The sequence below is a fragment of the Streptomyces sp. NPDC056161 genome (assembly GCF_042268025.1).
Classification (GTDB): domain Bacteria; phylum Actinomycetota; class Actinomycetes; order Streptomycetales; family Streptomycetaceae; genus Streptomyces.
Genome location: NZ_JBHJUV010000007.1, coordinates 166,142 through 177,944, shown reverse-complemented (window position 1 = coordinate 177,944; position 11,803 = coordinate 166,142). Strand labels below are relative to the sequence as shown.

Below are 11,803 nucleotides of genomic sequence, written 5' to 3'. Positions count from 1 at the left end.
CGGTGCGGGTCCGGTCTAACCTCATCGCGAGAACATCACCCTTACCCCCGTGATCCGCCGCGACACCCCTGCATGCCGGGTACACGGATCCGAACAGCCTTGGAGACGTTCGAGCATGAACCGCAAGACTTTGGTGCTGCCGGCCATAGCGGGCCTGCTCGCGCCGGCGCTCGCCGCGTGCGGTGGATCCGGCAGCGGAAGCGGCGGCGACGCGATCGTCGTCGGCACCACGGACCGGTTCACCGCCACCAAGGACGTCCCCGCGCCACTCGATCCCGCCTACGCGTACGACGTCGGCGCCTGGAGCGTGCTGCGACAGACCGTGCAGACCCTGATGACGCAGCCCAAGGGCGACGGCGACCCGGTCCCCGAGGCCGCCGAGAGCTGCTCCTTCTCCGACAGCGGAAACGAACGCTACGTCTGCAAGCTCCGCGACGGCCTGAAGTTCGCAGGCGGTGACGCCCTCACCGCCGAGGACGTCAAGTACTCCTTCGAGCGGGCCCTGCGCATCAAGGCGGACAGCGGGGTGTTCTCCCTGCTCTCCACCATCGACACCATCGAGACCCAGGGCGACCGCGAGGTGATCTTCCACCTCAAGACCGCGGACGCGACCTTCCCGTTCAAGCTGTCCACCCCGGTCGCGGGCATCATCAACCCCAAGGACTACGCCAAGGACAAGCTGCGCGACGGCTTCAAGGTCGACGGCTCCGGCCCCTACACGATGACCGCCGAGGTCAAGAACAACGAGATCGTCTCGACCACCTTCACCAAGAACCCCGACTACAAGGGGAGCCTGAAGGTCAACAACGAGAAGGTCGAACTGCGTTCCTTCACCGACGCCGACGCGATGGGCAAGGCCCTCCAGAAGGGCGACGTCGACGTCATGACCCGCACCATGACGCCGGATCAGATCCGCAAACTGGACGCCGGCACCGACGAACACATCAGCCTCGTCGAGATGGCCGGTCTGGGAATCCGCTACCTCGGCTTCAACACCGACGCGCCGACCGTGAAGAACAAGGCCGTCCGCCAGGCGATGGCCGAGATCGTCAACCGCGGCGAACTCGTCGCCAAGGTCTACGGCGACCAGGCCGAACCCCTCTACTCCATGGTCCCCGCCGGCATCACCGGACACTCCAACTCGTTCTTCAACAAGTACGGCGAGCCAGACGTCCACAAGGCCAAGACGCTGCTCAGCCAGGCCGGCATCACCACCCCCGTGAAGCTGACCCTGCACTACACGACCGACCACTACGGCGCGGCCACCAAGCAGGAGTTCGAGGTCCTGCAGAAGCAGCTCAACGACAGCGGTCTCTTCGACGTCAACATCAAGGGCTGGCCCTGGTCCGTCTACCAGAGCGACGAACGCAAGGGCAAGTACGACGTCTACGGCATGGGCTGGTTCCCCGACTTCCCCGACCCCGACAGCTACCTGGCGCCCTTCCTCGACAAGAACAACTTCCTCAACTCGCCGTACACGAACCAGGAGATCATCGGCACCCTGATCCCGGAGTCCCGCCGCGAGGCCGACCGGCTCGGTGCCGCCCAGACCCTGACCCGCATCCAGGACATCGTCGCCGACGAAGTCCCCCTCCTTCCGCTGTGGCAGGGCAAGGAGTACGTCGCCGCCCGCGACGACATCACGGGCGCCGCCTACGCCATCAACTCCGCTTCCTCACTGCAACTGTGGGAGCTGGGCCGCGGCGTCAGCGGCTGACCCCGCACCCGGCGGTCCGCAGCCGCGAGAACCGCGGCCCGGGAACGGACAGGAGGGCGCCCCCTTCGAGGAGAAGGGGGCGCCCTCGGGTCTGTCCGCGGCAGGCCCGGCCCGTCCGCGGTCGTCCGGCCCGCGGCGGCCGTCGGCTGTCACTGGGCGCCGGGACGCACCAACCCGCTCTCGTACGCGTACACCGCCGCCTGCACCCGGTCCCGCAGGCCCAGCTTGGTCAGCACGTGCCCGACATGCGTCTTCACGGTGGTCTCGCTGACGAACAGGTCGGCGGCGATCTCGGCGTTCGACAACCCGCGCGCCACCAGCTTCAGCACCTCGACCTCCCGCTCGGTGAGCGTGTGCAGCGTGTCCGGCACCGGCTCCTCGCCCGACGGCAGATGCGTCGCGTACTTGTCCAGCAGCCGACGCGTGATGCTCGGCGCCAGCATGGCCTCACCGGCCGCCACCACCCGAATCGCCTGGACCAGCTCGTTGGCGGGCGCGTCCTTCAGCAGGAAACCGCTCGCCCCGGCCCGCAACGCCTCCACCACGTACTCGTCCAGGTCGAACGTGGTCAGCACGAGCACCTTCGCCGGGCCGTCACGACCCGGACCGGAGATCTGCCGGGTCGCCTCCACCCCGTCCATCCGCGGCATGCGAATGTCCATCAGCACCACATCGGGCTGCAGGGCACGCACCTGGTCGAGGGCCTGGAGGCCGTCTCCGGCCTCGCCCACGACCGCGATGTCCTGCTCCGCCTCCAGGATCATCCGGAATCCGGTGCGCAGCAGCGGCTGGTCGTCGACCAGTAGGACGCGGATGGCCACGTAAGTCTCCTTCGCTAGTCCGGCCCCATTCTGCCCTGCGGGACCTCCCCGGACTCGGCCGCCCTCACCGGCAGCGGATAGGGCGGGGGAGTGCCACCGAACTCCGGACAGTGCGCCTGGTGGTCGCACCAGCCGCACAGCCGGGTCGGACGCGGCCGCCAGTCACCGGTCTCCGTGGCCCGCCCGATCGCGTCCCACAGGGCCAGCAGCTTGCGTTCGACCCGTTCGAGGTCGGCGGGCACGGGGTCGTACGTCAGCACGTCGCCACTGCCCAGATAGACCAGCTGGAGCCGACGCGGCACCACCCGCTTCAGCCGCCAGACGACCAGGGCGTAGAACTTCATCTGGAACAGCGCGCCCTCGGCGTACTCCGGTCTCGGCGCCTTGCCCGTCTTGTAGTCGACGATCCGCACCTCACCCGTCGGCGCCACGTCGACCCGGTCGATGATCCCGCGCAGCCGCAGCCCCGACTCCAGCTCGGTCTCGACGAACAGCTCCCGCTCGGCGGGCTCCAACCGGGTCGGATCCTCCAGCGTGAACCAGCGCTCCACCAGCCGCTCCGCCTCACCGAGCCAGCGCGCGAGCCGCTCGCCCTCCGGATCGTCCGCGAACAACTCCACGACCTCGGGCTTCGTCTCCCGCAACCGGTCCCACTGGCCGGGGATCAGCGACTTGGCGCGGGGCGCCGTCCGCTCCACGGCGGGCGCGTCGAAGAGCCGCTCCAGCACCGCGTGCACCAAGGTGCCCCGGGTCGCCGCCTCGCTCGGCTTCTCCGGCAGCCGGTCGATCACCCGGAACCGGTACAGCAGCGGGCACTGCATGAAGTCGCCGGCCCGGGAGGGCGACAAGGTCTCGGGCGCACCGGCCACGGGCCGGGCCGGCACCGTCGTACCAGCCGGAGCGAGCACGTCGGCCGCCCCGGCTCCACCCGATGCCCCGGCTCCGGCCACCGCCCCGGCTCTGACACCCGCACCGGCTGCACCACCCGCACCAGCCGCCTCGGCCGCAGCAACGACATCACTGGTACCGGCGGCATCACCGGTACCGGCCTCACTGGTACCGGCGGCCTCAACGGCATCACCCGTACCGATCGCACCAGCTGTTTCAGGCAGACCTGCCGCACTGTCCGGACCGCCCGCGCCGGCAGAGCCCGCCCTGTCCGACGCCGAGGTGTCCGCCGTGCCCGTCCCCCCTGCCGCGAGGGCGTCCGCCGCGTCGGCCCGGTCCCTCGCCTCCGCAGCCGCCGACGAGACCGGTGGATCCCCCATCGCCACGTCCCCGCAACGGGTCTCCGTGGCACCCTCGATGCTGCTGTCCATGACCACAGACCATACGTGCCGCCACTGACAGTGACCCGCGGCGCCGCCCGCCCGCACAACCTCGGGGCGAACACGAGGGGTGCCGGGGCGGAACGTGTGACGACGGCCGCATACCATCGACCAGAGACCCTTCCGCCCCGGCAGGCGCGGAAACGCTTCGAACGAGGGGACACCGTGGACGTGAGCGGCGGGAGCGGGCAGCCGCGGTCCGGCACCGAAGGGCCGACCGAGCGCCCCGCAGGTCCTACGGCCCCGAGCAGCGACGACGACGGCGCCGGGACCACCGGGCCCGATGGAACCACCGGATCCGCCCCGAACCCCGAGAAGCCCGCCGAACCGGGCCCGGCGAAGACGCCACCGCCCCCGACGCAGCCCCCCGGATCCCCCGCACCCGGCTCCGCCGGGACCACCCGTTCCGACGAGCAGCCGGGCCCGACCGAGAGGACGCCGACGGAAAAGACGCCGGCGCAGAACGCGGACCCCACCGGGACGCCCGAGCGGACGCAGGCAGCCGAGCCCACCCGCACCCCCGAACCCGCGCACAGGACCGGGAAGCGACCCGACGGCGAGGACACCCCGTCCCGCGCCCCCGGACCCACCGCGGACCGCCACGGACCCGCCGGTGACCCCTCCCGCGCTCACGCCGATTCCGCCACCGGCAAGGGACCGGCCCGACAGCGGCGCAAGGATCCCGGCGGCGGACTGCTCATGGGCCGCCCCTTCGGGGTACCCGTGTACGTGGCGCCCAGCTGGTTCCTCGTCGCCGCGCTGATCACCTGGGTGTTCGGCGGCCAGCTCGACCGTGTCCTGCCCGACCTGGGCGCCGCCCGCTACCTGGTCTCCCTCTTCTTCGCGGTCGCCTTCTACGCCTCCGTCCTCGTCCACGAACTCGCCCACACCGTCGCCGCCGTCCGCTTCAAACTCCCGGTCCGCCGCATCCAGCTCCAGTTCTTCGGCGGCGTCTCCGAGATCGAGAAGGAAGCCGAGACACCCGGACGGGAGTTCGTCCTCGCCTTCGTCGGACCGCTGCTCTCCCTCGTTCTCGCGGGAGTGTTCTACCTGGCCATGCAGCCCGTCGAACCCGGCACCGTGCCCGGCGTCCTGCTGGCCGGCCTGATGGTCTCCAACCTCATCGTCGCCGCCTTCAACCTCCTGCCCGGCCTCCCCCTCGACGGCGGCCGGATGCTCCGCGCCGTCATCTGGAAGATCACCGGCAGGCCCATGAGCGGCACCGTGGCCGCCGCCTGGGTCGGCCGCGCCCTCGCCATCTCCGTCCTGATCGGCCTGCCGCTGCTCAACCAGTCCGGCGCCCTCGGCTCCGGCTCCCAGGACATCAGCGGCATGGACACCGTCACCGACGCCCTGCTCGCCGCCATCCTCGCGGCGATCATCTGGACCGGCGCCGGCAACAGCCTGCGCATGGCCCGGCTGCGCGAGCACCTGCCGGAGCTGCGGGCCCGTGCCCTCACCCGGCGCGCGGTCCCGGTGGAGACCGACACCCCGCTGTCCGAGGCACTGCGCCGCGCCAACTCCGCCGGCGCCCGCGCCCTCGTCGTCGTCGATGCCAACGGCGCCCCCCTCTCCCTGGTCCGCGAAGCCGCCATCGTCGGCGTACCCGAACACCGCCGCCCCTGGGTCGCCGTCAGCGGCCTCGCCCAGGAACTCACCGACGGCATGCGCGTCTCCGTGGAACTGGCGGGCGAGGACCTGCTGGACGCCCTGCGGGCCACCCCGGCGACCGAATACCTGGTGGTGGAGGAGACGGGCGAGATCTACGGCGTCCTGTCCGCGGCGGACGTGGAACGGGCCTTCGTCAGGGCCATGGCACGACCCGCCTGAAAAGCGCCCCCCAGGGGCACGCGGAACCGCACCTCGGCCACCGCACCACCCGCACCCCGAGCACCCACCGCGGACGGCCGCCCCCGCCGCCGTCCGGGGCCGGAGCCCGCCGCCGTCCGCGGGCCGGAGCCCGCCCCCGGGCCCGGTAGGCTGGTCACATGTCCGAACCGACCGGTGCCGCCCGCAGACGCGGGCCCTTCAAGGTCGGGGACCAGGTACAGCTGACCGACCCCAAGGGTCGCCACTACACGTTCACGCTCGAAGCCGGGAAGAACTTCCACACCCACAAGGGTTCCTTCCCGCACGACGAACTGATCGGTGCCCCCGAGGGCAGCGTTGTCCGCACCACCGGCAACGTCGCCTACCTCGCGCTGCGCCCCCTGCTCCCCGACTACGTCCTGTCCATGCCCCGCGGGGCGGCCGTCGTCTACCCGAAGGACGCGGGACAGATCCTCGCCTTCGCCGACATCTTCCCCGGCGCCCGCGTCGTGGAGGCCGGCGTCGGCTCCGGCTCGCTCAGCAGCTTCCTGCTGCGGGCCATCGGCGACCAGGGCATGCTGCACTCCTACGAGCGACGCGAGGACTTCGCCGACATCGCCCGGCAGAACGTGGAACGCTACTTCGGCGGCCCGCACCCGGCCTGGCAGCTCACCGTCGGCGACCTCCAGGACAACCTGTCCGACACCGAGGTCGACCGCGTCATCCTCGACATGCTCGCCCCCTGGGAATGCCTGGAGGCCGTCTCCAAGGCGCTCGTCCCCGGCGGCATCCTGTGCTGCTACGTCGCCACCACGACCCAGCTCGCCCGGACCGTCGAGTCCATCCGCGAGATCGGCAGCTTCAACGAGCCGACCTCCTGGGAGACGATGATCCGCAACTGGCACATCGAGGGCCTCGCCGTCCGCCCCGACCACCGGATGATCGGCCACACCGGCTTCCTGCTCACCGCCCGCCGCCTCGCCGACGGCGTCGAGCCGCCCATGCGCCGCCGCCGCCCCGCCAAGGGCGCCTACGGCGAGGACTACGCGGGACCCAACGCCGACGGCGGCCCCGGCCGCTGACAACCCCTCCCGACCGACAACACGACGGCGCCGTGGTCGAGTTCCCCCGGACCCACCGGGAACTCGCCCGCGGCGCCCGCACGTTGAGAAGAAGCACCCCGGAGCACGTCGGCATCCGTGCCGGCCACCCCGCGGGACGAGCACCCCACGGGAATCCCGACCCCGCCGTTCCCCCGTCCTGTGACGTGTGGCACCATGCTGGCCACCCCCACCGGCACAGCCCCCACCGGCACAGCCCTCACAGGAGACACTCCTAGTGCAATCCGCCGCCCCGGAACTCGCACACACCCACACCCGCCCCATCCACTGGGTGGCCACCGCTACCGCCGTCGCCGGTGTCATGGCCCTCTCCTCGCTGCTCCAGCCCGGCTCGGCCAAGGCGGCCCAGGCCACCGACGGCCGACAGCCGGACCCCGCGGCCACCGCGCCCAGCACCGCGGGCGTCGCCTTCCCCGTCCAGTGCGGTCCCGTGAAAGCCGTCGTCAAACAGAAGGCCGGCGGAGACCTCGACGGCGACGGCCGCCCCGAGACGGTCGCCGTGGTGCACTGCGACGCCCCCATGGGCACCCCGCCCGACGGGGTGTACGTCCTCACTCAGGGCGAGAAGGACAAGCACCCCCGCGTCGTCGCCACGCTCGTCGATCCCAAGGACCGGATCACCGTCACCGACTTCGCCGTGCGGTTCGGCGCGGTCACCGCGACCCTGCTCGGCTACTCCACGTCCGACGTGCCGAGTTGCTGCCCGGACGTGAAGACGCCCGCCAAGTGGCAGTGGAACGGCAGCGCGTTCATACGCTCCACCCCGGTGGGCTCCCACAGCGTATGAAAACCCCCGCTACGGTGGGAATGTGAGAAATCAGACAATCATTACGCGGGGTGGCGCTCCCGTCACTCCGCGTCGGGTCCGTACACCTCGACCCTGTCCGAAACCCGACGCACATGGATGCACTCGCCCGGACACTCCCGCGCCGAGTCCGCCACATCCACGACGAGCGGCAACGGCACCCCGGCCACAGCCCCCTTGGCCGACAACAGCTCGCCCCCGGCGCCTCTCACGTAGGCCAGACCGTCGATGTCCAGCTCGAACACCTCAGGCGCGTACTGGACGCAGATCCCGTCCCCCGTACACAGATCCTGATCGATCCAGACCTCCAGCGCCTCACCGTCGCCCAGGGTCTCCTGCAACACGGTCACCTCACCTACCCTTGACGAAAGAGCCGACGGGAATCCGGCCAGCTCTGGCGGGTGTTGAACCCCTCGACCCTACCGCCGGCCGCTTCCCAATCATGTTCGCTGGGTATTCCCCTGGCGTGAGGGAGAGCGCAAGGGTGAAGATCGGACACTCCTTGACAGTCTTTGTGATCTAGGGGTTTCAATCGACACCCACCCAGGTAGGGTCTGGAAGCGTCCAGCTCCCCTTGGAGGAGGTGAGGACCGTGGCAGCCCACGACGACGACATGAACCGCGGCATCCGCCCGGGACGAGGGTCCGACGACCCTGCCGGACAGATCGCCTACCTTGAGCAGGAGATCGCCGTCCTGCGACGCAAGCTCGCCGACTCTCCGCGACACACGAGGATTCTCGAAGAGCGGATCGTCGAGCTGCAGACCAACCTGGCCGGCGTGTCCGCACAGAACGAGCGACTCGCCAACACACTCCGCGAGGCCCGCGACCAGATCGTGGCCCTCAAGGAAGAGGTCGACCGGCTCGCCCAGCCACCGGCCGGCTTCGGCGTCTTCCTACAGGCCAACGAGGACAGCACCGCCGACATCTTCACCGGAGGCCGCAAACTCCGCGTGAACGTCAGCCCCAGTGTCGACCTCGACGTCCTGCGGCGCGGCCAGGAAGTAATGCTCAACGAAGCGCTCAACGTGGTCGAGGCCATGGAATTCGAGCGCGTCGGGGACATCGTCACCCTCAAGGAAGTCCTGGAGGACGGCGAGCGAGCCCTGGTGCTCGGGCACACCGACGAGGAACGGGTGGTACGGCTCGCCGAGCCGCTGCTGGACGTCACCCTCCGCCCCGGCGACGCCCTCCTGCTCGAACCCCGCTCCGGCTATGTGTACGAGGTCGTTCCCAAGAGCGAGGTCGAAGAACTCGTCCTCGAAGAGGTACCCGACATCGGCTACGAGCAGATCGGCGGCCTCGGCAACCAGATCGAAGCCATCCGCGACGCGGTCGAGCTGCCCTATCTCTACCCCGACCTCTTCAAAGAGCACGAGCTGCGCCCACCCAAGGGAGTCCTGCTCTACGGACCCCCCGGATGCGGAAAGACACTCATCGCCAAAGCCGTCGCGAATTCGCTGGCCAAGAAGGTCGCCGAGGTCACCGGCCAGGCCGCAGGCAAGAGCTTCTTCCTGAACATCAAGGGCCCCGAACTGCTCAACAAGTACGTCGGCGAAACCGAGCGGCAGATCCGCCTCGTCTTCCAGCGCGCACGGGAGAAGGCCAGCGAAGGCACCCCCGTGATCGTCTTCTTCGACGAGATGGAATCGCTCTTCCGCACCCGCGGCTCCGGCGTCAGCTCGGACGTGGAGAACACCATCGTCCCCCAGCTGCTCGCCGAGATCGACGGCGTAGAAGGACTGCAGAACGTCGTGGTGATCGGCGCCTCCAACCGCGAGGACATGATCGACCCCGCCATCCTGCGGCCCGGCCGCCTCGACGTGAAGATCAAGATCGAGCGCCCGGACGCCGAAGCGGCCAAGGACATCTTCCAGAAGTACCTCACCGAACGCCTGCCGCTGCACGCGGACGACCTCGGCGAACACGGCGGCGACAAGGCCACCACGGTCCAGAGCATGATCCAGACCGCGGTCGAGCACATGTACGCCGAATCCGAGGAGAACCGCTTCCTGGAGGTCACCTACGCCAACGGCGACAAGGAAGTCCTCTACTTCAAGGACTTCAACTCCGGCGCCATGATCGAGAACATCGTCGGCCGCGCCAAGAAAATGGCGATCAAGGAATTCCTCGACCAGAAGCAGAAGGGCCTCAGGGTCTCCCACCTCCTCCAGGCGTGCGTGGACGAGTTCAAGGAGAATGAGGACCTACCCAACACCACCAACCCGGACGACTGGGCCCGAATCTCCGGCAAGAAGGGTGAAAGGATCGTCTACATCCGCACCCTCATCACCGGAAAGCAAGGCGCAGACACCGGGCGCTCCATCGATACGGTGGCAAACACCGGGCAGTACCTGTAAAAAACAGGCGGCTGCGGGTGCCCCCACCGGGTACCCGCAGCCGTCCGTTTTCCCGGCCACGCCGGAACAGGCAAAGACGCAAATGATCTCCCCACCAGCGCAAAGGCGTTCTAGGCTCTTTTTACCGCCGAGTCGCGCAGTGCGGGGACGGGCACCGCACACGCACCGGAGCGCCAGCGGGTACTTGAGCGGTGCCCACGACCGAGGGTGCCGCCGGGCAAGGAGGGCCGCATGACCGTACGGCGAGTAATGGGCATCGAGACGGAGTACGGCATCTCCGTCCCCGGCCACCCCAACGCCAATGCCATGCTCACCTCGTCCCAGATCGTCAACGCCTACGCGGCCGCGATGCACCGGGCCCGCCGGGCCCGCTGGGACTTCGAGGAAGAAAACCCGCTCCGGGACGCACGAGGATTCGACCTCGCCCGCGAAGCCGCCGACGCCAGCCAGCTCACCGACGAGGACATCGGCCTCGCCAACGTGATCCTCACCAACGGAGCACGCCTCTACGTCGACCACGCACACCCCGAATACAGCGCGCCCGAGGTGACCAACCCACGCGACGCCGTCCTCTGGGACAAAGCCGGCGAACGGATCATGGCAGAAGCCGCGGAACGAGCCGCCCAGCTCCCCGGCGCCCAACCCATCCACCTCTACAAGAACAACACCGACAACAAAGGCGCCTCCTACGGCACGCACGAGAACTACCTGATGAAACGGGAAACCCCGTTCTCCGACATCGTGCGCCACCTCACGCCCTTCTTCGTCTCCCGCCCGGTCATCGCCGGAGCCGGCCGCGTCGGCATCGGCCAGGACGGCCACGAACACGGCTTCCAGCTCAGCCAGCGCGCCGACTACTTCGAAGTCGAGGTCGGCCTCGAAACCACCCTCAAACGCCCCATCATCAACACCCGCGACGAACCCCACGCCGACGCCGAGAAATACCGGCGCCTGCACGTGATCATCGGCGACGCCAACCTCTCCGAAATCTCCACCTACCTCAAACTCGGCACCACCGCCCTGGTCCTCTCCATGATCGAAGACGGCTTCATCGCCGTCGACCTGGCCGTCGACCAGCCCGTACGCACCCTCCACCAGGTCTCCCACGACCCCACACTCAAGCGACTCGTCACCCTCCGCAGCGGCCGGACACTCACCGCCGTCCAGCTCCAGATGGAGTACTACGAACTCGCACGCAAATACGTGGAGGAACGCCACGGAGCCGATGCCGACGACCAGACCAGGGACGTCCTCACCCGCTGGGAGGACACCCTCAACCGGCTGGAGAACGACCCCATGAGCCTCGCAGGCGAACTCGACTGGGTCGCCAAACGCGAACTCATGGAGGGCTACCGCCGCCGCGACAACCTGGACTGGGACGCCGCCCGGCTGCACCTGGTCGACCTCCAGTACGCCGACGTACGCGCCGAGAAGGGGCTGTACAACCGCCTGGTGGACCGCGGGCGCATGAAGCGGCTCCTGACCGAGACCGAGGTCGACCGGGCCCGCACGAAGCCGCCGGAGGACACGCGGGCCTACTTCCGCGGCCGGTGCCTGGAGCAGTACGCGGACGACGTCGCCGCCGCCTCCTGGGACTCAGTGATCTTCGACCTGCCCGGCCGGGACTCGCTGCAACGCGTTCCAACCCTCGAACCGCTTCGCGGAACGCGAAATCACGTCAAGGAACTGCTGGACCGCTGCCGCACGGCAGAAGACCTGGTCAGGGTCCTCTCCGGCGGCTGAGCAGGCCGGCGGCCCACACCGGGCGGCGGGGTGGAAATCCCGGTGTCCGGGAATCATCGAGGTGGCCCCCGTACGTTGGAGAAACTGCGGGGCCGATGTC

9 protein-coding genes are annotated in these 11,803 nt (G+C 69.3%); 6 read left to right on the top strand and 3 right to left on the bottom strand.

Annotated elements, in window-relative coordinates; translation table 11 throughout:
• The first annotated feature begins 115 nt into the window (after nt 1–115).
• Nucleotides 116–1,717: an ABC transporter substrate-binding protein gene (locus tag ACFC09_RS09360; protein WP_376525287.1), complete on the top strand. Its 1,602-nt coding sequence runs from the start codon at nt 116–118 to the stop codon at nt 1,715–1,717.
• Between the two features lie 149 nt (nt 1,718–1,866).
• Here ACFC09_RS09360 and ACFC09_RS09355 read toward each other — a convergent pair whose 3' ends face one another.
• Together ACFC09_RS09355 and ACFC09_RS09350 are read right to left on the bottom strand one after the other, a co-directional pair.
• Nucleotides 1,867–2,538: a response regulator transcription factor gene (locus ACFC09_RS09355; protein WP_121888237.1), complete on the bottom strand. Its 672-nt coding sequence runs from the start codon at nt 2,536–2,538 to the stop codon at nt 1,867–1,869.
• 14 nt (nt 2,539–2,552) lie between these two features.
• Nucleotides 2,553–3,446: a RecB family exonuclease gene (locus ACFC09_RS09350; protein WP_376525286.1), complete on the bottom strand. Its 894-nt coding sequence runs from the start codon at nt 3,444–3,446 to the stop codon at nt 2,553–2,555.
• A 585-nt stretch (nt 3,447–4,031) separates the two neighbouring features.
• Here ACFC09_RS09350 and ACFC09_RS09345 point away from each other — a divergent pair.
• The 3 genes from ACFC09_RS09345 (at nt 4,032) to ACFC09_RS09335 (ending at nt 7,583) form a co-directional block, all read left to right on the top strand.
• Nucleotides 4,032–5,696 (top strand): site-2 protease family protein, encoded by a 1,665-nt coding sequence (locus ACFC09_RS09345; RefSeq protein ID WP_376525285.1) that lies wholly within the window; start codon nt 4,032–4,034, stop codon nt 5,694–5,696.
• A gap of 158 nt (nt 5,697–5,854) precedes the next feature.
• Nucleotides 5,855–6,757 carry a tRNA (adenine-N1)-methyltransferase gene (locus ACFC09_RS09340; protein WP_376525283.1) on the top strand — a complete coding sequence of 301 codons (903 nt, stop codon included), beginning with the start codon at nt 5,855–5,857 and terminating at the stop codon, nt 6,755–6,757.
• A 256-nt stretch (nt 6,758–7,013) separates the two neighbouring features.
• Nucleotides 7,014–7,583 carry a hypothetical protein gene (locus ACFC09_RS09335; protein ID WP_376525281.1) on the top strand — a complete coding sequence of 190 codons (570 nt, stop codon included), beginning with the start codon at nt 7,014–7,016 and terminating at the stop codon, nt 7,581–7,583.
• A gap of 62 nt (nt 7,584–7,645) precedes the next feature.
• On the opposite strand, the gene ACFC09_RS09330 is transcribed toward ACFC09_RS09335, so the two are convergent.
• Nucleotides 7,646–7,951 carry a ferredoxin gene (locus ACFC09_RS09330; RefSeq protein ID WP_376525279.1) on the bottom strand — a complete coding sequence of 102 codons (306 nt, stop codon included), beginning with the start codon at nt 7,949–7,951 and terminating at the stop codon, nt 7,646–7,648.
• A gap of 242 nt (nt 7,952–8,193) precedes the next feature.
• Here ACFC09_RS09330 and arc point away from each other — a divergent pair, with 242 nt between their 5' ends.
• Entirely contained in the window at nt 8,194–9,960 is a 1,767-nt protein-coding gene (gene arc / locus ACFC09_RS09325) for a proteasome ATPase (protein ID WP_376525278.1), read from the top strand.
• 231 nt (nt 9,961–10,191) lie between these two features.
• A complete protein-coding gene (dop, locus tag ACFC09_RS09320) occupies nt 10,192–11,703 on the top strand; it encodes a depupylase/deamidase Dop (RefSeq protein ID WP_376525276.1) in 1,512 nt (503 codons plus the stop codon).
• The last annotated feature ends 100 nt before the right edge of the window (nt 11,704–11,803 follow it).

Bases quoted from the DNA above. Each gene is read 5' to 3' on its own strand.
- ACFC09_RS09360 (WP_376525287.1), top strand. From the start codon at position 116: ATGAACCGCAAGACTTTGGTGCTGCCGGCCATAGCGGGCCTGCTCGCG.
- ACFC09_RS09340 (WP_376525283.1), top strand. From the start codon at position 5,855: ATGTCCGAACCGACCGGTGCCGCCCGCAGACGCGGGCCCTTCAAGGTC.
- dop (WP_376525276.1), top strand. From the start codon at position 10,192: ATGACCGTACGGCGAGTAATGGGCATCGAGACGGAGTACGGCATCTCC.